This window comes from Actinomycetospora sp. (assembly GCF_036497585.1).
GTDB lineage: Bacteria > Actinomycetota > Actinomycetes > Mycobacteriales > Pseudonocardiaceae > Actinomycetospora.
Genome location: NZ_DASXJD010000060.1, coordinates 1 through 21375 on the forward strand (window position 1 = coordinate 1; position 21375 = coordinate 21375).

The window sequence follows — 21375 nt, forward strand, 5'->3', positions numbered from 1 at the left end:
GGGCGCGATCGTCAGCGAGGCCCAGGCCGCGGACGTGTGCCGGGCGCTGGGGCTCGTCGTCTCGTAGGTGCGCTCCGCGCATGTGAGCACTTTCTGGGGCTATAGCCCCGGAAAGTGCTCACCTGCCCGGAGGGCACCTACTGGTGGGCCGGAGCCTCCGTGCCCGAGTTCGCCGCCGCGGCCGCGCCGCGGCGCTTGCGTCCGAGCACGTAGAGCGTGATCGCCGCCGCGACGACCGTCACCACCGCGAACACGATTCCGAGGACGAGCTCGTCGATCACCGCGATGAAGACGACCGTGACGAACAGCGACAGGATCGTGCCGATGGTGCCGATCCCGACGTTGAGCTTCAGCTCGCTCTGCTTCTCCGGCGAGCTGTCGGGCAGCGCGGCGGGGTTGCGGGCCTGGGAGGGGTCCATGGCGGAATAGATACCCGACCGGGCCCCCGCAAGTCACTCCTCCCCGCCGAACGTCACCGGCCCGGCCTCACCGGACCCGCCGGGCGAACCCCGAGGCACGGCTGACCGGACGCTCCACGGCGGCCCGCACCGCCTCGGCGGAGCCCACCACCCGCACGCTGGTCCGGGCCCGGGTCACGGCGGTGTAGAGCAGTTCCCGGGTCAGCAGCGGCGACTCAGGGGGCGGGAGCAACACGCTGACCCGCGCGTACTGGCTGCCCTGGGCGCGGTGCACGGTCATGGCGTGCACCGTCTGGACCCCCGACAGCAGCGCGGGCGAGCGCTGCAGCGGCGTCCCGCCCCGGCTGAACACCGCGACCGGCCGGGTCGTGCCGCCCGGGGCCGGCAGTTCGACGACGACCCCGGTGTCGCCGTTGTAGAGCCCCAGGTCGTAGTCGTTGGCGGTGACGAGCAGCGGCCGGCCGGGCCACCACTCGGCCCCCGCCGCCCGGTCGGGGTCCAGCATCCCGTCGCCGCCCTCGTCGGCGCGGTCCAGCCAGCGCTCGACCTGCGCCGCCCACCGCGACACGCCGTAGGGCCCGCGCCGGTGCGCGCAGAGCAGCCGGTGCTCCTCGGCCTGCTCCAGGGCGGCCACCGCGTCCCCCGCCCGCGCCGCCGTCGAGACCTCCCGCGCACCGCCGAGGATCTCCTCGTGCAGGCCCTCCAGCCCGGCGGGCTCCCGCTCGGCGAGCGCCGCGGCGTCGTCATACTCCACGAACTCCAGCGAGGCGGCGCCCCGCAGCCGGTCCAGCGCGGCATCGGCATCGCCGGCCCGGATCGCGGCGGCGAGGGCCGCGATGTCGGCGTTGTTGCGGTAGTTGTGCTCGAGCCGCACGACGCCGTTCGCGCCGGGTCGCGCGGTACACCCCGCCGCGTCGAGCGCGACGTCGAGCACCGCCGCCGAGGAGCCCGCCAGGTCCGGCGCGGACACCAGGTCGCCCAGCACCGCACCGGCCTCCACCGAGGCGAGCTGGTCGGGGTCGCCGACGAACACCACCCGGGCGTCGTCGCGGACCGCCTCGAGCAGCCGCGCCATCAGCGTCAGCGAAACCATCGAGGTCTCGTCCACGACGACGACGTCGTGGGGCAGGCGGCGGTGCCGGTCGTACCGGAAGCGTGACGACGTGTCCGCTCGCGGGCCGAGGAGACGGTGGATCGTGGAGGCCTCCGGCGCGCCGACCCGCGCGCGGTCGGGCCCGGGGAGCCGCTCCTCACCGATGGCCTCACCGAGACGCGCGGCGGCCTTGCCGGTCGGGGCGGCCAGCGCGATCCGCAGGTCGGGGTGCTGGTCGCGCAGGACGGCGAGCAGCCGCGCCACCGTCGTCGTCTTCCCGGTGCCGGGGCCGCCCGCGACGACGGCGGTCCAGCGCAGCGTCGCGACGGCGCAGGCGAGGCGCTGGTGGTCGTCGGCCCCGACGTCGGCGAAGAGCCGGTCCAGGGCGGCCCGCAGCCGGGCGTGGTCGACGGTCGGGGACGGCGCGACGACGCGGGCGGTGAGGTCGTCGCGGACCTGGTCCTCCTGGCGGCGGTAGCGGTCGAGCCAGAGCAGGCCGTCGTCGAGGCGCAGCGGGCCACCGGGCCGCGTCAGGGGACTCGCCGCGAGCGCCGCTTCCCAGGCCGCCGGGTCGGGCCAGTCGAGGTCGTCGGTCGGCACGAGCGCGTCGTCCTCGCCGAGGACCCGCCGGTCGACGTCGGCGAGCTCCAGGCACACCGACCCGGAGCGCAGCGCCCGCACGGTCAGCGCCGCGGCCAGCAGGACCTGGTCGTCGGTCTCCCCGCCGAGGCGCCCGAGCCGGCGGGCGACGGCGACGTCGGCGGGGGCGAGCACACCGCGCGTGCTGAACGCGGCGAGCAGCCCGGTCGCGCGGACGGCGACGCGCAGGCCGTCCTCGGACGCGAGGTCCGGCAGCTCCGACACGCTCACGAGGTCCTCCCGGCGAGCAGATCGGACAGGGCGACGAGCAGGGCGGGCGGCGGCGACCAGCGGAAGACCCCGCACGTCGTGCCGTCGACGACGGGCGTGTCCGGCCCGCACATGCCCCGCAGGAACAGGTAGGCGACCCCGCCGAGGTGCGTCGCCGGGTCGTAGCCCGGGAGCCGCCAGCGCAGGAACCGGTGCAGCGCCACCCCGTAGAGCAGGGCCTGCAGCGGGTAGTGCGAGCGGATCATCGCGGTGGTCATCTGCGCAGGCCCGTAGTGCGCACTGGTCAGGGGCCCGCCCACCGACCCGTCAAGAGGAGACGGCCCGAGCCAGTTCGTCTTGTGGTCGACGATCACGAACCGGCCGTCCGGGGCGTGCAGGACGGCGTCGATGCTGCCGGTGAGGTAGCCGCGCAGGACCTGGCCGGACAACGTCTCCAGGGCCTCGGGGTAGCCGGCGAGCGGGTCGTCGGCGGACAGGTGCGCCCGCAGCAGCGCCGCGGCACGACCGAGCGTCACCGTCTCCGGGGTGCCGAGTGCGCGGTCCCCGCCCGCCAGCGGCAGCTCGAAGTCCAGCTCGGTGAGCCGGTCGCGCGGGGCGATGTCGGCGTAGGCCCAGGGTTCGGTGTCGGTGGGCCGTTCGACGGGGGTGCGCACCACCGGCTCCAGCGCGGCGGCGAGCCCGGCGGCGCTCACCCCGGCAAGCGGGCGACGAGCCAGCTGCTCGGCCGCGGCCGCGGCGAGGGCGGCCCCGAGATCGGTACCGGCCGTGTCAACGGTCTCCAGCACAGCGTGCACGAGGACCCCGAACGCCGCCCCGAACGGCAGGTCGGCCATCGGTGACGGGAGCGCCGCGGCGTCCGGCACCGGGTCGACCTCGAGGTCGGCCTCGTCGGTGACGGTGGACTCCTCGGGCTCGGACGTCGCAGCCTCGGGCAGCCCGGGGTGCGCGGCGTGGGCGTCGGCGGTGAGCGAGGAGTACGACGAGCGCCGCCACGCGAGGTCCAGCTCGCGGTCGAAGCGGGCGACGTCGAGCCCGCCGTACTCGACCGCCCGAGGCACGTGGTTCAGCGCCGACCGTGCCTCGACGGCCTGCACCGCGAGCTCCGGCGAGGCCAGCTCGGCCAGCTCGGCCCACACCGTCGTGTCGTCGGTGATCGTGACCGAGCTGTCGGGCTCGAACCCGGGGCCCCGCGCCCGGGTGCGCAGCATCCGGTTCAGGGCCGACGACGCGGTCTGCGACGACGGGGCCCACCACGCCACGACCTGGCTCTGCGCCCGGGTCAGCGCCACGTAGAGCAGCCGCAGGTCCTCGCCGTCCTCCTCGTGCCGCGCCGCGGTGAGGTGGTCCAACCAGTCCGGGTCCTTGCCGCCACCGACGGCCCGCACCCGCCGGCCCGCCGCGTCGTGGTGGAGCACCTCGCGGGGCTCGCCCGGCACCCAGCGGTCCCACCCGAACGGCACGTAGACCACCGGGAACTCCAGGCCCTTGCACTTGTGCACGGTGAGGACCTGCACGGCGTCGTCGTCGGACTCCAGCCGCCGCGTGCGCTCGGGCCGTGCCTCGCCGCGCCGGCCCTCGCTCTCGACGATGCGCAGCCGCAGCCACTCGGCGAGCGCGACGACCCCGAGCCGCTGCGCCGCGCCCTCGGCGTGCAGCACCTGGCCGACGTGGCGGACGTCGGTGAGCAGCCGCTCGCCGCCGTGGGTCCCGAGCACGCGGCGAACCAGGTCGTGGCGGACCGAGGCGGCCTCGAGCATCGCCGCGACCCCGCGGTCGCGCAGCACCGCGCCCCAGCGGCGCAGGTCCTCGACGACCTCGGCGAGCACGGCGTCCGGGTCGGCGTCGAGCTCGGCGGCGCGCCGCCCGACGAAGCAGGTCAGCGCGGCCGCGCGGACGCGGGTGGCCCGGCCGGGCTGCTCGATCGCCTCCAGCAGCGTCAGCCACTCGCGGGCGGCGTCGGTGGCGAACACGCTCGCCGCGCCGGCCAGGACGGCGGGCACGTTCGCCTGGGCGAGCGCGTCGCGTACCAGATCGGCCTGGGCGTTGGTGCGCACGAGCACCGCGACGTCGCCGGGGCCGAGCGGCCGCCCGTCCCACGTCGAGTCCGCGGCCAGCAGCGCGCTGATGTCGGCCGTGAGGTCCTCCGCGACCCGGGCCCGGGCGGGCCCGATCTCGGGGAGCCCGGTCCGCCAGTTCGCCCGCAGGCCCGCGCGGGGCACGACCCGCAGCCGGAACGGCGTGGCGTCGGGCGCGCCGGCGAGGCGGGGACCCGGGTGCGCGGCCCCGACGGGGTGCACGACGATGCGCGGGTCGCCGAGCGCGGCCCCGTCGAACACGGTGTCGAGGGCGGTGAGCAGGCCGGCATCGCTGCGGTGGTTGGTCGCGAGGGTGGCGCGGGCCCCGGCGCTGCCCGCGGCGGCGAGGTAGGAGACGACGTCGGCGCCGCGGAACGCGTAGATCGCCTGCTTCGGGTCCCCGATCACGGTCAGCGTCGCGTGCCCGTGGAAGGCGACCCGCAGGATGTCCCACTGCACCGGATCGGTGTCCTGGAACTCGTCGACGAGCACCACCCGGTAGCGGTGCCGCAGCCGCGCGCACGCCGCCTCGCCCAGCCGCGGGTCGACCAGCGCCGCGTGCAGCCGGGTGAGCATGTCGTCGAAGGTGTAGAGGCAACGGGTGCGCTTGCGCCGGTCGACCTCCTCGCGCACGGCCACGGCGAACCGGGCGCGGGCGTCCGCCTCGCCGTCGGTGGCGCCCCGGCGCGGCGCGATCAGCGCGGTCGGGTCGCCGACGGCGGCGCGTCCGAGCGCCAGGGCGGTGGTCCGGTCGAACGGCGGCGCGGGCGCGGAGTCGGGGGCGTAGGCGCGGACGTAGAAGTCGTCGACGACCTCGGTGACGACGTCGTCGATCTGCTCGACAAACCGCGCGTCCGCGTCGGTGTCCCCCGCCACGCCGAGCCCGGCGAGCATGTCCTGGCAGAACTGGTGGGTGGTGGCGATGGTCGCCTCGTCGAAGTGCGCGAGGGCGTGCGCCAGACGACGACGACGGCGGGCCCGCTCGGCGTCGTCGATCACCCCGACCCCGACGATCATCGCGGTCACGGCGTCGGGGCCGGGGTCCCCGCCGGCCAGCGCGCGCTCGACGGCGACCAGCCGCTCACGCACCCGTTCCCGCAGCTCGCGAGTGGCCTCGCGGCCGAAGGTGACGAGCATCAGCGCGGCGAGCGGCACCCCCGCCTCGGCGACGTAGCGCGCCGCGAGGGCCGCGATCGTGTACGTCTTCCCGGTCCCCGCGCTCGCCTCGAGGACCGTGGTGCCCTCGGGCAGCGGACCCCCGACGTCGAAGGGCCGGACCGTCGCCGTGTCCGTCGCCGTCGCCGTCACCGGTAGTGCTCCTCACGCCCGGACTCCGCCTCGCGCAGCGGCCGCCACAGCCGCACCGCGAGCTCCCCGAACCGCGTCGACTCGCCCCCGGCGTCCGCTCCGGGCCCGGCCGCGGCGCCGGCCACCTCGTCGAGCGTCCGGTCGCTGCCCCACACGAGCACGTGCGCGGGGTCGCGCGCGTCGCCGTAGTCGCCCGACCAGGTGCGGCGGGCCGCGTCGAAGGCCTGGCGGGTGGTCTTGCGCGGGCGGTCGGAGACGTAGCGCTCGGAGGCCTTGGGGAAGAGCGGGAGCGGCTCGCGCAGACCGTCGGCGCGCAGCGCGACGAGGTCGGCCAGGACGGCGCGGGCGCGCTCGGGGTCGATCCCGGCGACGACCGCGCGCGCCGGCGGCTCACCGCGGCCGCCCTTGCCGAGCGTCGCCGACGACCACGACTGGTCCGGGTCCGCGACGGCGAGGGCGAGCAGCTGCACCCAGGCGGCCGCCCGGTGCTTGGGCGCAAGGCGGGAGAACGTCACCGAGGCGAGCGTCGTCCCGCGCACCCCGGGCACGGTGCCGACGACGGTGGTCCCGTCCTCGAGCGCGGCCGAGACGGTGACGTCGTGCGCGGGCTCGCTCCGGAGCGGGGCCGCGGCGCGCACCAGGTCCTCGGCCTGACGCCCCAGGTCCGTGAGCAGGCGCCTCCCGAGCGCGCCGGGCGGCAGGAAGCCCCGGCGGCGCTCGGCCTCGATGCAGGCCGTGACGTCGTGGCCGGCGAGCCGGTCGGTCAGCAGCCGGTCCCCGATCGCCCAGCGCGCGAGCCCGTCGGGGTCGACGGGGAGCGCCTCGTCGGGTTCCTCCTGCTCGCCCCGGGGGATCAGTGACAGGCGCTGGCGCAGGAAGGCCTTCACCGGGTGCTCGACGAAGCGCACGAGGTCGGTCAGGTCGACGTCCTGCGGCCCGTCACCGGTCTGCGCGGGCAGGGGCCCGTCCAGGAACCGCGGCGGCGTCGCGCGCCCGGAGACCAGCGCCCGCGCCCCGGCGAGCTGGGCCGCGTCGAAGCTGAACGGCCGGCCGGCCCGGGTCGAGAAGTTGCGCGCGGCGAAGGGCTGCAGCGGGTGGTGGTGCACGACGTGCTCGCGGGCCGGGCGGCCGCCGACCGTCACCGTTTCGTCGAGGGTGTCGAGCAGTTCCCCGACCGGCACGGCGGGCGGGCGCGGCGCGTTGGTGCGCTCGTCGGCGCCGGAGTGCACGACGACGAGGCGCTCGGTCGCCGCCAGGATCGCGTCGAGCAGGAGCTGACGGTCCTCGGCGGCGGCGTCGCGCTCACCGAGGCACGGGTCGCGGGCGAGGACGTCGTCCCCGTCGGTACTCCCGGCGCGCGGGAACACCTGGTCGTCGAGACCGAGCAGGCACACGACGCGGTGCGGGACGCTGCGCATCGGCAGCAGCGTGGCGACGGTGAGCGTGCCGGTACGGAAGTTCGCGCGGGTGGGTCGGCCGGCCAGGTGGTCGCCCAGCACGGCGCGCACGTCGTGCAGCGTGAGCGCGGGGCCGCCGTCGCCCGGGTCGTCGACGGAGCCGCGCACCTCGGCGAGCACGGCGCGGGTCTGCGTGAGCTGCCAGACGTCGGCAGGCGCAGTGGCCGTGAGCCCGTCCACGGCCAGAGTGAGCGCATCCAGCCACCCATCGAGGGACCGCATCCCGGTGTGTCCGCCCCCGTCGCGCCGCTCGCCCCGCATCCGGTCGAGCACCTCACCGACGCGGTCGACGAGCTCGGCGAGCCGGCCCACGAGGTCGGCGTCGCGGGAGTCGACCTCGTCGAGGGGCAGCGCCGTGTCGAGCCAGACCTGCTCGTCGCCGGACATCGCGACGCCGACGAGCAGGCGGTCCAGCCCCCGCTCCCAGGTGTTGTCCGCGACGCGACCGAGCCGGTAGGCCGCCCGGTGCTCCTGGTCGAGCCCCCAGCGCACCCCGGCCCGGGACACCAGCGTGCGGAGCCGCTCGAGGTCGTCGTCGTCGAACCGGAAGCGGCGCCGCACCGGCTCCGACTCCGCGAGGTCGAGCAGCTCGCTCGCCGTGAGCCGGGCGTCCGCGAGGTCGAGCACCGTGCCGAGCACGCCCAGCAGCGGGTTGACCTGGGTGAGCGCGCGGTCGGCGAGCCGGACCTGGAGCCGGTGCCCGGGGTGCTCGCCCTCCCCGGCGCCGCCGAACGCCGCGGTGATGAGCGGGGCGAAGGTCTCGACGTCGGGGCACATCACGACCACGTCGCGCGGCTCCAGCGTCGGGTCGTCGGCGAGCAGGCCGAGCACCACCTCGCGCAGCACCTCCACCTGCCGGTCCACCCCGTGGCAGGAGTGGACGGCGACGCTGTGGTCGCCCGCGACGTCGGTGAGGACAGGCGCGCGGTCGTGGCGCAGGTCGTCCTGCAGGCGCTCCAGCAGCGTCGTGGGCGCGTGCTCGGTTACGGGGTGGTGGACGTCGAGCACGCCGGGCCCCGGCGGGGGCAGGCGCAGCTGCAGCTCGCGGGCGTCGCGCGCGAGCGAGCGCAGCAGCGGGTGGGCGGCGACCCCGGCCGTCGGGTCGGCCGAGCGTCGGCTCCCGGCGCCCGCCCCGACGGCGGTGCGCACCGCGTCCCACAGCGCGGGCGAGGGGTGCGGCAGCCAGAGGTGGACCTCGCGGGTGTGCGCGAGGGCCTCGAGGACCTCGAGGTGGGCGGTGGCCAGCCGCGTCGGGCCGAAGAGCGACAGGCGCGCGGGGAGGTCGCCCCCGCCGCCGGCGACGGACTCGCAGTGCTCCGGGAGCGTCTCCGCGGGCCCGGGGACCCCGACCCGCTCCCGCAGCCGGCGCCACAGCTCCGGCTGCCAGCGCAGGTCGGGCGGGACCTCGGCCCCGGCCCCGTCGTCGTCCTCCTTCACGGCCCACGCCCGCAGCATCGCCGGGCGGTGCTCGCCGTACGCGTCGAAGAGCCGCGCGAGGTGACGGGCCGCGGCGAACCGGCGGCCCGCCCGGGTACCCGACACGTCGCCGACCACACCGAGGTAGGTGCCCAACGGCGCGCACCAGTCCCCGCCGGCGCACGCGTCGATGACCTCGAGCAGCGGCCACACGAGCCGCTCGGGCCGCCACGGGTCGTCCTGTGCGTGGCCCCGCGCCCGGGCCACGAGCTCGGCGGGGGGCGGGAACTCCACGCGGGCGCACACCCCGTCCTCGCCGAGACCGGCGCCGAGGCGGTGGGCGAGGCGCTGCGCGAGCCAGCGCTCCACCCCGCGGGTCGGCACGGCGACGACGTCGAGGGCGAAGGGGTCTCCCGGCGGCACGGCGAGCACGTCGGCCAGCGCCTCGGCCAGCCGGTCCGCCCGCTCGGCGCGGTGCACGTGGAGCGTCATGACCCCCCTCTCCGCCGCCCCGGCTCGTCCCGTGGTCCCCTCGCTCCGGCACGCTAGACGCGCCCTCCGACAGCGTGGGCCGCCCCCCGGCGCCGGACAGCGGAGGCGCGCCGTGCCCGACACCGCCGATCGCGGCGCCCGCTTCGCCGGCTACCTGCGGGCGCGGGTGGTGTTCGCGTCGCTCGGCGGCGCCCGCCTCGTCGTCCGCCCCGCCGCCCGGCCGGGCCCCTACCCCCTCGACGTGTCCCCGGTGCACGTGCTGACCGCCCACAACCCCGGGGCGACGCGCCCCGGCGACGCCGAGAACCGTCGTCGTCAGGCCGCGCTGGAGGACGAGCTCGCCGGGGCCGGCCTCACGGTGGTGGCGGCGGTGGCGTCCGCGGCGGACGGCACGCACGCCGAGGACTCGGCGGCCGTCGTCGGGTGGGACGACGCCGCGGCGCTCGCTCTGGCCCGCCGCTACGGCCAGGACGCGATCTTCCGGTGGTCACCCGCGGCCTGGGAGGTGGTGCCGTGCGACGGCGGGCCGCCGCTGCGGTCGGGCTGGACGGTGGAGCGCGGGGAGGCCGTCAAGGGCAGCCGGAGGACACCGTGACCCGCCACCAGCCCGCGAGCCGGCCGACCACGCCGAGTACCGGGCTGACCTGCCAGCGGCAGCACCCGGGGAGCCCGAGGTCGTCGGTGGTGAGGCGGAGGCCGCGGTGGGCGTCCGGGTCGGCGTACATGGCCTCGAGCAGGGCGCGCGCCCGCTCGTGGCCCTCGGCGCGCCGGGCGGCGGCCTCCCGGACGCGCCCCAGGCTCGCGAGCAGGCCGTCGCGGACGACCTCGAGCTCGCCGAGGTCGAGCAGCCGCGGCACGTCGCCCGCTCCGTCGGCGCCCGCGGCCGCCACGAGCGTCTCGGGCGCCCAGGACGCCTCCAGCGCCTGCCGCAGCTCCTCGTGCAGCGCCGTGACCTGCTCGCGCAGCCCGCGGCGGGCCCCGAGGGTCTCGGGTGCGTCGAGGGCCGGCAGCACCAGCTCGGTGGCCAGGTGCGGACGCTCCTCGATGCAGGTCATCGCTCCTCCCGCTCTCCTCGGGGAACGCCGAGTGTCCCCATCGACGGGTGGGCGCGCCACCCCCCGCGCTCAGGTCCCGGAGAGGTAGCGCGCAGCCCGCCACACCGCCTCGCTGACCTCCCAGCTCGCCACGCCCGGCACCGCGAGGGCGTAGAGGACGGCCTCCTGGGTGCGTCGGCCGCCGGCGAGGGCCCTCGGCGGGTCGCCGGCCACGGGCGCCACCGGTCCCGCCGGCCCGGCGACGACGAGCGCGCCGGCCCGCAGCGGCTCGCCGCGGCGGCCCTCGTGAGCCCACCGCTCGCCGGCGACGGCGGCGCGCAGACCCCACGGGCCGCGGGCGCGGTGCCCGTCGAGCACCCCGAGCGGCACCCCGACCTCGGCGAGGACGGCGAGGCGGACGTCGTGGCAGGGATGCTCCGGGAGCAGCGCCCCGGTCACGACGACCTCGCGCGCGTCCCGCTCGAGGGCCGTCGAGGGCTCGGTGGGGTCGAGGCCGACCTGGCGCTCGAAGACGAGGTAGGCGGGGTGGACGAGGCGTCCGGCGCGCTCGCGGATCCGCTCGGCCGCCCGGAAGGACCCGGACAGGCGCCCGAGCCGCTCCCGCCCGGCCCGCTCGGCGCCGGGGGCGACCGTCGCGGTGGCGGTCCACAGCTCGATCTCCCCGAGCTCGGCCCGGACCACCGGGTCGACGACGCCGGCGACGACCTCACCCGCCCGGGGCGCCGTCACGGTGCCTCCCGCGGTCCGGAGGAGTTGACTGGGCCCGTGAGCGACTGGAACCAGCAGATCATCGAGGAGTTCCGTTCGGCCGGCGGGCGCGTCGGAGGGCCGTTCGAGGGGGCACCGCTGCTCCTCCTGCACCACGTCGGCCGCCGCAGCGGCACCGAGCGCCTGAGCCCGGTCATGTACCAGGCCGTGGACGGCGCCTGGGCGGTCTTCGCGTCCAAGGCGGGTGCCCCGGACAATCCGGACTGGTACCACAACCTGCTCGCGAACCCCGACGTGTCGATCGAGGTCGGGGACGGCGACCACATCGAGACGATCCCGGTGCACGCGCGTGACCTGCCCGCGACCGAGCGGGATCCGGTGTGGGAGACGCAGAAGGAGCGGTACCCCGGGTTCGCCGACTACGAGCGGAAGACCTCCCGGACGATCCCGGTGGTCCTGCTCGAACGTCGTCCCGGCTGATCGAGGGGCCCGCTCGGCGCGCCCGGCCACCCCTGACCGTGATCGGATCGCGATGCTGGCTACCGTGAGGGTCGACAGGAGCACGTTCCGGGGTCGCGGGAGAGAGGAGCCGTCGCCATCGCGCCACGCCACTCCGCCCGCTCGGCCCGGGAGCGCACGCACCGCTCTCCCGCCCGTCAGCTGGCGCTGGAGCCCCGCCCGTCGACCCGCCGCCCGCCGGCACCCCGGCGTCCGTCCCCGTCCGAAGGACGTGCCGGCGGGCCGTCCGACGGTCGGTCGACGCCGCGCCCGGCCTCCGGGTCCCGGCCGCCGTCGGCCGCGCTCGCCCGCCGGGAGCCCCCGCGGCGTCCCGCCGTGCAGCGCGAGCCGCGTCGGCGCACCGGTCTGGTAATCGCGCTCGCGCTCGGGGTGCTGCTCGCGATGGGCACGGTCCTCGTCGCCTTCTCCGGTGGCCGGGCCGGGCCGCCTCCCGCGGCGGCCGCCCCGGCCCCCGCGGCCGCCGTCGTGCACCCCGCGGAGACCCCGGGTGAGCCCGCGGAGCTGACGCCGGCCGAGCTGGCGAAGTGCCCGGCGCCCGCGGTCGCCTGTGTCGACCTCGCCGAGCACACCGCGTGGCTGCAGCGCGACGGCAAGGTACTCGGTGGTCCGGTCGAGATGCTCCCCGGCGCGGACACGTTCAAGCGCGCGCCGGGTCCGCACTCCTCGGCCACCCCGACCGGCGAGTTCCACGTCCTGCGCAAGGACAAGGACGGCTACTCCACCGAGTTCCACGAGCCGATGAACCACGCGGTGTACTTCGCGCCGGGCGGCATCGCCTTCCACGAGGGCAGCCTCTCCACCTCGTCGAACGGCTGCGTCCACCTCTCCGCCCAGGACGCGACGACCTTCTTCGACACCCTGCGCATCGGCGACGGAGTCACCGTCTTCTAGCGGCCCACAGTCGTGGTGGTGCCGTCGGCCCAGACGACGAGGCCGCTGCGCCCGACCCGGTGGCCGAGCCATTCGGCGGCCTTGACGCCGAGGGCGTAGGCGGCGGTGGCGTCGACGTCGGCGTCGGTCAGCGAGCGCGCCACCACCGTGACCTGCGCGACGGTGTCCGGGGCGGCACCGGTGCGGGCGTCGACGAGGTGGGCGCCGCGGTGCGCGGTGCCCGAGGTGGCGACGGCCCCGTCGCGGATCTCGACGACGGCCAGCACGCGCGTGGGGTCGTGGGGGTCCTCGATCCCGACCCGCCACGGCTCGCCGTGGGTGGCCCGGCAGACCATGTCGCCGCCGGCGGAGAGGCAGAAGTCGGTGCCGGGCAGGGCGCGCAGGGCAGCGGCCGCCCGTTCGACGGCCCAGCCCTTGACGACGCCGCTGGGGTCCAGTTCCGGGCGCCACACCGAGAACGCGCCGTCGGTGGCGCGCTCGGCGCGGGCGCCGATCGCGAGGACCTCACCCACCTCGTCCGGGGCGTCGGCGAGGGCGAGCTCGCCCCGGCGGATCGCCGAGACGACCGAGTCGGGGCGGTAGGTGCTGAACACCCGGTCGGTCTCGCGCAGCGAGGCCAGCACCGCGGCCCAGGCGGCGCCGGCCTCGTCGTCGTCGGTGTGCCGCCCGCGCAGCGCCAGGCTGATCGGCATCCCCATCACGTGCTCGACCCGCCGCGCGACCGGGACGGGGGCGAGAGCGGCGGTCACGCCACACCGGCCTGGTCGAGCGCGCTCTGCAGCGACTGCACGTAGCCGTCGGAGGTGTAGGTCGCGCCGCTGACCATGTCGATCCGCGCGCTCTGCGCCTGCAGCGTCTCCTGGACCAGCTGCGGCACCGCGTCCGCGTTGATCTCCCGGTCGCGGCCGTTGGAGTCGGGCTCCTGGACGACGTCGACGGCCGTGATCTTCCCGCTCGCCAGCGTGACCTTCACCTGTACCGGGCCCCACCGGGTGTCGGCGGCGGTGCCGGTGACGGTGCCCGTGTAGGTGCTCGTCGAGCTCTTCGCGGTCGAGGTCGACGTCGTGGAGCCGGACGAGGAGGTGGTGCTCGGAGCGGCGGAGGTGCCCGTCGTGCCCGTGCTCGGCGTGCCCGCCGCCGCGGGGAGCACCGAGGACGTGGAGGTGCGGTAGGAGAACAGCAGGACCAGGGTGCTGACGGTCGTCAGGCCCCAGAGGGCGATGCGGCGGGCGCCGCGGTCGAGGCCGGCGGGGAGCATGGGTGGTCTCACCATCCGAAGGTCTCGGTGTGGACACGGTCGGCGGGGGTCCCGGCCGCGTGGAGGGTGCGCCGGACCTGGTCGGTCCAGGGAGTGGGTCCGCAGAGGTAGACGTCGCGCTCGGCGATGTCGGGGACGCGGGTCCGCAGCGCGGTGAGGTCGTCGACGGGACCGACCCCGGCACCGAGCCAGGAATCCGGTCCGCGGCGCCGGCCGGGCAGCGGGACCAGCCCGATGCGACGCTCCCGCGCGAGGACCGAGAATTCCCGGGCGAAGAGCGGCTCGGTGCGGAAGCGGTGCAGGACGACCACGTCGGCGTCGAGGTCCTCGGCGAGGGCCCGCAGCGGGGTGATCCCGACGCCGGCGCCGATCAGCGCGACGCGGTCCGAGGTCCGGGCGCGGCCGGTGAGCCGGCCGTAGGGGCCCTCGACGAGCACCCGCGTGCCGGCGCGGAGCCCCGGTACCTCCGCCGTGCCGTCACCGAGGTCCTTGACGGTGATCCGCAGGCTGCGCCCGTCGGGGGCCGCCGAGAGGGAGTACGGGTGGGCGCGGGACCAGCCGCGGCGGGTGAGGAAGCGCCACTGGAGGAACTGGCCCGCCTGCACGCCGAGCCCGTCGAGGTGCCGGCCGCTCAGGTAGATCGACACGCAGCCGTCGCCCTCGGGGACGACCGAGGTGACGACGAGCCGGTGGTGCAGCGAGCGGTAGAGCGGCACCCCGACCCGGTAGACGAGCACCGCGGCGGCGGTCAGCGCCCACGCGGTCCACCAGAACACCGTGCGCGCGGTGGAGGCGAGGAACTCCTGCCCGGTCCAGAGCTGGTGGGGCAGCGCGAGCCCGACCCCGAGGTAGGCGTAGAGGTGCATCAGGTGCCACGACTCGTAGCGCAGCCGCACCCGCGCCGCCCGCATGCTGGTGACCACGACCATGACCAGGCACGCGGTCCCGGCGACGGCGAGCAGCATCCCCGGGTAGGTGACCGTGAGGTCCCACAGCTCGCCCGGGGTCGCGAGGAGGTCACCCGCGGCGTAGCCCCAGGTGATCAGCCCGATGTGGGCGATCATCCCGGTGAACGAGGTGAACCCCACGAGGCGGTGGGCGGCGGCGAGCCGGTCCTGCCCGAAGGCCTGCTCGAGCAGCGGGATTCGCGCCATGAGCAGGACCTGGGCGAGCAGCAGGACCGTCGCGAGCAGCCCGGTGAGCCGGCCCAGCGAGGTCAGCCCCGACGCCCACGCACCGAGATCGGTGAGGCCGCCGCCGGTGGCCCACCAGAAGGTGACGAGGGTGAGGGCGACGCAGAGCAGGGCCTCGGCGGCCGTGCGGACCCGGCGGTCCCGGACGGCGAGGGGGGAGCGGGGGGCACGACGGTGCGCGGGCCCGGTCGACTGGGCCGTGACGTCGGTGGGGCGGTCGGCGAGCATGGTCACGTGAACAGCCCGCCGAGGATGGCGCTGGTCCCGGCGGCCGAGGTCTGGCCGGTCTGGCCCTGGCCCGTCTGACCCTGGGCGGGTGCGGTCTGGCCGGGTGCGGTCTGGCCGGGTGCGCCCTGGCCGGTCGAGCCCGGTGCACCCTGGTCTGGCGCCGTCGGGCCCCGGCCGTCGCGGTCCCGGTCGCCGAAGCCGCCGGGTCCGTCGCCGTCATGGCCGTGGTGGTGGCCGACCGTCGCGCCGGGGCCGCCGTCGGGACCGGAGTCACCGACCGCATGCCCGGCCGCGAACCCGCCGCCGGCCAGGAGCACGGCGGCGCCGACCCCGGCGGCCACCCGCAGCACCCGCCGTCGGGGACGGGGCGTCGTCGCCGGGGCGTCGTGGTGCCACCACGTGCTTCCCGACGACGGCGTCCCCGCGGCCGGGGTCGGCGTGCCCGGTGCGGCGTGCTCGGCGGTCCCGTCCCCGGGGGTCGTCGAGGACGGGTCGGGCGCGTCCGTCGGGGGCGCGGCGTCCGTGTCCGGTTCCCACCGCGAGCCGCTGTGCTCGGGCGCGACCGGCGTCGTCTCGTCGCGGTCCTCGGCGGGGGTCGGGGAGTCCTCCTCGCGGGCCATGCGTCACCTCTGGAGAGCGGGTCGGCCGCCCGGGCCCGACGGTGCCGGGGGGCGGTCGATCTGGTGCTCCCCACGGTGCTGTGCTCCGGTAATGCACGGGCGTGGCGTGGTTCGGAGCCCGGTAAGAAGCGCGCCGTGGGTCAGGCCAGGCTCGCGCCGAGCACCACCCAGATCGTCGTCCACAGCACCGCCAGCCCGGCCAGGAGCGCGACCAGCCGTTGCTGCCGCGCCGTCGGGCACGCGGCCCCCGGGCCGTCCAGCACGGTCCGGGCCCGCCAGAGCAGCTGCGCCCACAGGGCCTGCCACGACAGCGGGCCCTCCCACGGCCGGCCCTCCCACGACAGGGGGCCCGGCACCGGTGCGCCGGTCGCCGGGAGGTCCGCGACCGGGCAGGCCAGCTCCGCCCGGAACCGGGCGTCGTAGACGGCCGCGATCCGGTCGCCGGCCTCCTCCGCGGTGAGCCGGCCCTCCCCGACCGCCCGGTGCAGGCGGACGACGACAGCCTCCCGCTCGGCGTCCGAGGCCCGCAGGCCCCGCTGGTCCAGTCCCGTCATCGGCGCTCCCAGTGGCTCGGTGTCCTCGTGCCCGACATCGTCGTCCGACGAACCGGGATCCCGGCCGCCCGCTGCACGTGAATCCGGTGAGGATCTCCGGGCGGGTCAGGACGGCTCGGGAGCCGCCTGCGCCTCGACCTCGTCCGGTGCCGACGCGACCACGAGCCGGTCCGGGGCGACCCCGAACCCGACGCAGGCGCCCCCGCCGGAGGGGGTCGTCACGAAGGCGGCTCCGCCGTGGCGCTCGGCGACGTCGCGCACGATCGCCAGGCCGAGCCCGGAGCCGGGGAGCCCCCGCGCGTCGTCGGCGCGGTAGAAGCGGTCGAAGACCCGGTCGGCGTCGGCGGGCGGGATGCCGGGTCCGTGGTCGCGGACGGTCATCGTGCCCCGGCGGACGCGCAGCTCGATCGGCGCGCCGGAGCCGTGGTCGAACTTCGTCGCGTTCTCCAGGAGGTTCCCCACGCCGCGCTCCAGGGCCGCGCGGTACCCCCGCACGACCGAGTCGTCGGCGTCGACGACGATCTCCCGCCCGCTGCGGCGTGCCGCGCGGTCGGCCATGCGCCGCGCCAGCGGGGCGAGGGCGACCGGCTCCTCGGGCTCCGCGCTGTGCCCGGAGAGCGCCAGGTCCACGAGCTCGTCGACGAGGTGGGAGAGTTCGCGGGTCTCGCCCTGGACATCGGTGACGAGGCGTTCCCGGGCCTCGGGGGGGAGCTCGGCGAACCGGCGCAGCACGCTGGCGTTGGTGCGCAGGCTGGTCAGTGGGGTGCGCAGCTCGTGGGCGGCGTCCTGGACGAGCCGGTCCTGGGCCTCCCGGGAGCTCGCCAGCCGCTCGACCATCGTCGTGAAGGACGCCGAGAGCCGTCCCACCTCGTCGTGGCCCTCGACGGGGGCCTCCAGCGCCTCGACGTCGGGACCGCCGACGCCGCCGCGGGCACTGACCTGCTCGGCCAGCCCGGTGAGCCGGACCAGGCGCCGGGTGATGCGCCCGGCCAACAGCCAGCCGGCGGCGGCCGCGACGACGAGCACGATCAGGCTGACCACGGTGATCTCGTTGGCCATGCCCTGGACCAGGCGGTTCGACAGGTCGACGTCCATCGCCACTTGGAGCGCGCCAGTTCCGCCGCCGAGCGAGGTCGTCAGGACCCGGTAGTCGTCGCGCCCGCCCGTGACTTCGGTGGTGTCGGTGCGACCCGCGACCGGGGCGCCGGCCAGGGCGCGCGCGGCGTCGGTCACCGGCAGCACGACCGGGCGCCCGCCGAGCACGGTGACCGTGCCGTCGGGCGCGATCCGCCGGCCGACCAGCATCTGGAACCGGGCGGGATCGTCCGGGCGGCCGCCACCTCCCCTCGGCGGGCCCCCGCCCCCGTCGTCCCCGTCGCCGGCCGGCGGGTCGGCGGAGCCGAGCACGCCGGTCTGGCCCGCGGCGAGGGCGGTGGTGGCCGCGGTGAGCGTGGTGTCGTTGGCCTGGGTGGTCCGATCGGCGACGGCGTGGTAGCTCAGCACCCCGACCAGCCCCGCGACCACCGCGCTGACCAGGGCGAAGGCCAGCGCGAAGCGCGCGCGCAGGCTCACGGCCGGCGCACCGTGTAGCCGACGCCGCGCACCGTGTGGATCAACGGCGGCGCCCCGGCCGCGGCGAGCTTGCGGCGCAGGTAGCCGATGTAGACGGCGAGGTTCTTCGAGTCGGCGCCGAAGTCGTAGCCCCAGATCCGCTGGTAGACCGTGGTGTGGTCGAGCACGATGCCCTCGTTGCGGACCAGCAGCTCCAGCAGGTCGAACTCGGTCTTCGAGAGCGTGAGCTCCTCCTCGGCCCACCAGGCCCGGCGCGCGGCGGGGTCGACGTTCAGCGACCCGACGCGCAACGCGCCCCGGTCCTCGTCCGGGGCCGCGAACGACGCGCGGCGCAGCAGCGCCCGCAGCCGGGCGAGCAGCTCGTCGAGCTCGAAGGGCTTGGGCAGGTAGTCGTCGGCGCCGGCGTCGAGGCCCGCGACCCGGTCGGCGGTCTCCTGGCGGGCGGTCAGCATGAGCACCGGCGTGCGGTCGCCGTCGGCGCGCAGCACGCGACACACCGCCAGGCCGTCGACGCCGGGCATCATCACGTCGAGCACCAGCGCGTCGAAGGACTCCTGGCGCACCCGGGTCAGGGACTCGACGCCGTCGACCACCGGGACGGTCTCGTAGCCCTCCAGTTCCAGGGCGCGCGCGAGCGATTCGCGGATGGCGCGGTCGTCGTCGGCGACCAGCACACGCTGCGGCATGGGCTCCATGGTGCCGCGTGGGCCGTCGTCAGCACGCGACCACCGTCAGGGCGAGCCCGCCGAGGGCCGTCTCCTCGTACTTGGTGGACATGTCGGCGCCGGTGTCGCGCATCGTGCGGATCGCGATGTCCCCGCGCCGGCAGGCACGGGTGATCAGGCCGAGGTCGTCAGGACCTCAGGTCGTCGGGGCGGGGAGCCGGGTGTGCCCGGGTCAGGCGGGCTTCGCCGTCGCGTGGGTGACGTAGCGCTCCACCACGGTGCGCGCCTCGATGATGTTGCGGGCGTGACCCCACCGCGCCGAGTCGAGGGTCGAGTGGGTCCAGCCGCCCGGCGGCACGCGGGTGCCGAGCGTCAGGTAGCCGATCTGGCGATCCCAGAGGATCTCGGATTCGAATCCCCGTGGGTCGTCCCACCGCCACGAGTAGCCGCGGTCCTCGGGTGACTCGACCACCGGAATGCCGTCGATCTCCATGCCGCACTCCCCGATCCGCGCCCATGAGGAAGATTCGTTCCCCATAGAATCACGGCCGTCGTTGATCCGCTCGGCGCAACCAGAGCAACTTCTGCGCCGAATGGCCCGTATCGAGGAGCGCGAGCATGACCGTGTACGTCTCCCTGCCGCAGTTCCCGTTGACCCTCAAGTACGAGGAGCCGATGGAGGAGGTCGCGCGTCACCTGCAGGGCCTCATCGAGGAGGCGAAGGTCCACCGCGTGCAGGTCAACGAGGAGTCGATCATCCTCCTCAACTTCGGGGTGATCGAATCGATCACGCTGACCGAGGGGTCGCGCACGATCGAACTCGAGGAGCTCAACCGCGGACTGTCCACATCGACACAGACACCGTCGCGGTGATTCCGTCGTGACGATTCACGTGCACCCGCACAGGAATTCGCCGACGGCGAATGCGGAAAAGGGCCCGCTCAGGACCGGCAGCCCTCGGCGACCCACCGCTCGAGGACCGCGAGACGGTCGGCCGGCCAGGCGCCGTCGCACGGCATCGACCCGTCGCGTAGCCGTCCCAGGATGGCCTCGGCGTGGGTGGTGACGTCGTCGTGTGACCAGAGGTCGAACGCCGAGCGCATCGACCCGCGGTCCCGCGGCCGGAAGAGGCCGCGGACGTGCCGCTCGTAGCTCACCGGCTCGTCGGGCGCGGGGGTCTCGACGGCGGGTGCCTCGTCGACCTGCGCGGTGGGCACGGAGCTCGGACGGGCCGCCGGCGTGGCGTCGCAGACCCACCACCACCGCGGGATGGGCATGCCCTCGGGCGGCTGCGCCCCGTCGGTGCTGTTCTCGACGGCGATCCGGGTGCCCCATTCCAGGTAGGCCGCGAACGCCGCCCGGAACTCCGGGTCGGTCGGCAGGCCGGCCTCGTCGGCGCTGCGCGACAGGAGCGTGATCCAGCGCTGCCGCTGGGGTTCGGTGAGGTGCTTGCCGATGTGCTGGGAGATCATCCGCGCGTAGCCGCCGTAGCGTTGCGAGTAGAACTCCGGGCCGCCGAACACCTCGGAGAGCCACGAGGCGACCCGCTCGGGGTGGTCGGGCTCCATGAGGGCGAAGAGCGGGGAGAGCAGGTCGTCCTCGGCGACGTGGCGCTCGTAGAAGAGCCGGGTGGTGTGCAGCAGTGCCGGGTAGCCGCCGGCCCAGGTGAAGAGCGTGGGGTCGTCGGCGGCGGTGACCACCGGGTCGTGGAAGTCCGCGTTCCAGTGCGCCCCGCTGCAGAACGGCTTGTTCGCCGACTGCCCGCAGCGGCACAGACTGCAGTGCTCCGGGGAGGCGCCCTCGGGGCGGGGGACCGGCGCACCGTCCGGCTCGAGGACCTCGACGCCGCCGGTCAGGCGGTACGGGCCGTCCTGCGACACCTCGATGCCGGGCTCGCGGCGGGTGTCGGCGAGCGCGGCCGCACGCCGGCCCTCGATCGCTGCCCCGAGCGCTCCCGAGGGACAGGCCTGCACCGCGCGCAGGATGTCGTCGGCCCGGCCGCCGGCGGGCGCGACGAACGGCTCGGTCCCGGCGCGGAACACGACGGGCAGGGTGTCGGTGCACCGGCCGGAGTGGGCGCAGAGGCCGCGGTCGTCGGTGATCTCGAACTGGCGTGACGCGTAGACGTCGCGCCGGTCCGGAACCCGGTCGGCCCGCTTCGCCCCGGAGAAGCCGATCTCCGCGTGGGTGCCGTCGCACCAGGGCTTCGACGCCGACCGGCCGCAGCGGCACAGGGCGGCGGCGGGCGGGGCGTCGACCGGCTCGCCGAGCCACGTGGTCAGCCCGGTGGCCGCGGCGCCGACGGCGAGGTAGGGCCCGTCCCGGGCGACGGTCACCCGCCCGGCCGGGCCGGCGGGGATCGCGGCGAGGGCGGCGTCGAGGCGGGCCACGCGGGGGCCGTCGGGCACGTCGGCGAGGCCGAGGAGGCGGACGGCGCCCGCGCAGGCCTCGAGCAGCTCGGCGCGCGGGTCGGAGGCGGCGGCCTCGGCGAGCGCGACGGCGAGGTCGGTCAGGGCGAGGTGGGCGCCGGTGTCGTCGCCGACGTCGGACCCGACGTCGGACCCGACGGGCGCCGGCTCGCCGTCGACGACACCGGCGGCGGCCAGGGGTCGCACGACGGTCCGCGCGAGCAACCCCGCGATCCGCCCGTCACGCTCGTCCCCCGACGCCGCGCGGGCCGCCCACCGGGCCCGGGCGGCGTCCACCGTCCCCGCCAGCGTTCCGTGCGTCGTCGACGAGCTCATCGCACCGTCCCCCAGGTCTCCCGTTACATCGGATTACACCGTTGCACAGGGACGCGCCCCTGGTCACCGCCATTTCGCCGAGGGAGAACCGGGCGACGAGGTGCGATCAGTGGCCCAGCGACCGGTGGCGGTCGGACGACGCGACGACGTGGTTGCGCAGCACCCCGAGCCGCTCGACCTCCACCTCGACAGCGGCGCCGTGACGGGGGCCTCCCGGTGTCCAGGTGGTCGGGGAGGT

19 protein-coding genes are annotated in these 21375 nt (G+C 76.3%); 4 read left to right on the plus strand and 15 right to left on the minus strand.

What is annotated here, in order from left to right; genetic code table 11:
• Positions 1–137: 137 nt before the first annotated feature.
• The 4 genes from VGH76_RS05660 to recC all read right to left on the minus strand — a co-directional run bounded on the left by VGH76_RS05660 (position 138) and on the right by recC (position 9130).
• Positions 138–419: a hypothetical protein gene (locus VGH76_RS05660; RefSeq protein WP_331555641.1), complete on the minus strand. Its 282-nt coding sequence runs from the start codon at positions 417–419 to the stop codon at positions 138–140.
• Positions 420–486: 67 nt separating this feature from the next.
• On the minus strand, positions 487–2382 hold the full coding sequence (gene recD / locus VGH76_RS05665) for an exodeoxyribonuclease V subunit alpha (RefSeq protein WP_331555642.1): 1896 nt from the start codon (positions 2380–2382) through the stop codon (positions 487–489).
• Complete coding sequence (locus VGH76_RS05670) at positions 2379–5765, minus strand: UvrD-helicase domain-containing protein (protein WP_331555643.1); 3387 nt, start codon at positions 5763–5765, stop codon at positions 2379–2381. The genes recD and VGH76_RS05670 overlap by 4 nt, the downstream gene beginning before the upstream one ends.
• On the minus strand, positions 5762–9130 hold the full coding sequence (gene recC, locus VGH76_RS05675; RefSeq protein WP_331555644.1) for an exodeoxyribonuclease V subunit gamma: 3369 nt from the start codon (positions 9128–9130) through the stop codon (positions 5762–5764). Before recC ends, VGH76_RS05670 begins: the two co-directional genes overlap by 4 nt.
• Before the next feature lie 112 nt (positions 9131–9242).
• Between recC and VGH76_RS05680 the strand changes: the two genes are divergently transcribed.
• Entirely contained in the window at positions 9243–9725 is a 483-nt protein-coding gene (locus VGH76_RS05680) for a DUF3293 domain-containing protein (protein ID WP_331555645.1), read from the plus strand.
• Here VGH76_RS05680 and VGH76_RS05685 read toward each other — a convergent pair.
• Together VGH76_RS05685 and VGH76_RS05690 are read right to left on the minus strand one after the other, a co-directional pair.
• A complete protein-coding gene (locus tag VGH76_RS05685) occupies positions 9700–10185 on the minus strand; it encodes a hypothetical protein (protein ID WP_331555646.1) in 486 nt (161 codons plus the stop codon). The two genes, VGH76_RS05680 and VGH76_RS05685, sit on opposite strands and share 26 nt — an antisense overlap.
• A gap of 69 nt (positions 10186–10254) precedes the next feature.
• Positions 10255–10914: a hypothetical protein gene (locus tag VGH76_RS05690; protein WP_331555647.1), complete on the minus strand. Its 660-nt coding sequence runs from the start codon at positions 10912–10914 to the stop codon at positions 10255–10257.
• Positions 10915–10950: 36 nt separating this feature from the next.
• On the opposite strand from VGH76_RS05690, the gene VGH76_RS05695 reads away from it, so the two are divergent.
• Together VGH76_RS05695 and VGH76_RS05700 are read left to right on the plus strand one after the other, a co-directional pair.
• On the plus strand, positions 10951–11373 hold the full coding sequence (locus tag VGH76_RS05695) for a nitroreductase family deazaflavin-dependent oxidoreductase (RefSeq protein ID WP_331555648.1): 423 nt from the start codon (positions 10951–10953) through the stop codon (positions 11371–11373).
• 354 nt (positions 11374–11727) lie between these two features.
• Positions 11728–12303 carry a L,D-transpeptidase gene (locus tag VGH76_RS05700; RefSeq protein WP_331555649.1) on the plus strand — a complete coding sequence of 192 codons (576 nt, stop codon included), beginning with the start codon at positions 11728–11730 and terminating at the stop codon, positions 12301–12303.
• Here VGH76_RS05700 and VGH76_RS05705 read toward each other — a convergent pair.
• From VGH76_RS05705 to VGH76_RS05740, 8 genes are all read right to left on the minus strand, one after another.
• On the minus strand, positions 12300–13052 hold the full coding sequence (locus tag VGH76_RS05705) for an FAD:protein FMN transferase (RefSeq protein ID WP_331555650.1): 753 nt from the start codon (positions 13050–13052) through the stop codon (positions 12300–12302). The two genes, VGH76_RS05700 and VGH76_RS05705, sit on opposite strands and share 4 nt — an antisense overlap.
• Positions 13049–13561: an FMN-binding protein gene (locus VGH76_RS05710; protein WP_331555651.1), complete on the minus strand. Its 513-nt coding sequence runs from the start codon at positions 13559–13561 to the stop codon at positions 13049–13051. The genes VGH76_RS05705 and VGH76_RS05710 overlap by 4 nt, the downstream gene beginning before the upstream one ends.
• Before the next feature lie 8 nt (positions 13562–13569).
• Positions 13570–14982 (minus strand): ferredoxin reductase family protein, encoded by a 1413-nt coding sequence (locus VGH76_RS05715; RefSeq protein ID WP_331555659.1) that lies wholly within the window; start codon positions 14980–14982, stop codon positions 13570–13572.
• Between the two features lie 2 nt (positions 14983–14984).
• Positions 14985–15602 carry a hypothetical protein gene (locus VGH76_RS05720; RefSeq protein WP_331555652.1) on the minus strand — a complete coding sequence of 206 codons (618 nt, stop codon included), beginning with the start codon at positions 15600–15602 and terminating at the stop codon, positions 14985–14987.
• Positions 15603–15742: 140 nt separating this feature from the next.
• Positions 15743–16156, minus strand: coding sequence for a DUF1707 domain-containing protein (locus VGH76_RS05725; protein WP_331555653.1), 414 nt, complete (start codon positions 16154–16156; stop codon positions 15743–15745).
• A gap of 105 nt (positions 16157–16261) precedes the next feature.
• Entirely contained in the window at positions 16262–17728 is a 1467-nt protein-coding gene (locus tag VGH76_RS05730) for a HAMP domain-containing sensor histidine kinase (RefSeq protein WP_331555654.1), read from the minus strand.
• Complete coding sequence (locus tag VGH76_RS05735; protein WP_331555655.1) at positions 17725–18423, minus strand: response regulator transcription factor; 699 nt, start codon at positions 18421–18423, stop codon at positions 17725–17727. The genes VGH76_RS05730 and VGH76_RS05735 overlap by 4 nt, the downstream gene beginning before the upstream one ends.
• Positions 18424–18625: 202 nt before the next feature.
• Entirely contained in the window at positions 18626–18886 is a 261-nt protein-coding gene (locus VGH76_RS05740; protein WP_331555656.1) for a hypothetical protein, read from the minus strand.
• A 125-nt stretch (positions 18887–19011) separates the two neighbouring features.
• On the opposite strand from VGH76_RS05740, the gene VGH76_RS05745 reads away from it, so the two are divergent.
• The gene (locus VGH76_RS05745) at positions 19012–19266 is read left to right on the plus strand and encodes a hypothetical protein (RefSeq protein WP_331555657.1); all 255 of its coding nucleotides are present in this window, start codon (positions 19012–19014) and stop codon (positions 19264–19266) included.
• Positions 19267–19334: 68 nt separating this feature from the next.
• On the opposite strand, the gene VGH76_RS05750 is transcribed toward VGH76_RS05745, so the two are convergent.
• A complete protein-coding gene (locus VGH76_RS05750) occupies positions 19335–21137 on the minus strand; it encodes a CDGSH iron-sulfur domain-containing protein (protein WP_331555658.1) in 1803 nt (600 codons plus the stop codon).
• Positions 21138–21375: the final 238 nt, after the last annotated feature.

Bases quoted from the DNA above. Each gene is read 5' to 3' on its own strand.
- VGH76_RS05725 (WP_331555653.1), bottom strand. From the start codon at position 16,156: ATGACGGGACTGGACCAGCGGGGCCTGCGGGCCTCGGACGCCGAGCGG.
- VGH76_RS05685 (WP_331555646.1), bottom strand. From the start codon at position 10,185: ATGACCTGCATCGAGGAGCGTCCGCACCTGGCCACCGAGCTGGTGCTG.
- VGH76_RS05710 (WP_331555651.1), bottom strand. From the start codon at position 13,561: ATGCTCCCCGCCGGCCTCGACCGCGGCGCCCGCCGCATCGCCCTCTGG.
- recC (WP_331555644.1), bottom strand. From the start codon at position 9,130: ATGACGCTCCACGTGCACCGCGCCGAGCGGGCGGACCGGCTGGCCGAG.
- VGH76_RS05745 (WP_331555657.1), top strand. From the start codon at position 19,012: ATGACCGTGTACGTCTCCCTGCCGCAGTTCCCGTTGACCCTCAAGTAC.
- VGH76_RS05715 (WP_331555659.1), bottom strand. From the start codon at position 14,982: ATGCTCGCCGACCGCCCCACCGACGTCACGGCCCAGTCGACCGGGCCC.
- VGH76_RS05720 (WP_331555652.1), bottom strand. From the start codon at position 15,602: ATGGCCCGCGAGGAGGACTCCCCGACCCCCGCCGAGGACCGCGACGAG.
- VGH76_RS05740 (WP_331555656.1), bottom strand. From the start codon at position 18,886: ATGGAGATCGACGGCATTCCGGTGGTCGAGTCACCCGAGGACCGCGGC.
- VGH76_RS05660 (WP_331555641.1), bottom strand. From the start codon at position 419: ATGGACCCCTCCCAGGCCCGCAACCCCGCCGCGCTGCCCGACAGCTCG.
- VGH76_RS05750 (WP_331555658.1), bottom strand. From the start codon at position 21,137: ATGAGCTCGTCGACGACGCACGGAACGCTGGCGGGGACGGTGGACGCC.
- VGH76_RS05735 (WP_331555655.1), bottom strand. From the start codon at position 18,423: ATGGAGCCCATGCCGCAGCGTGTGCTGGTCGCCGACGACGACCGCGCC.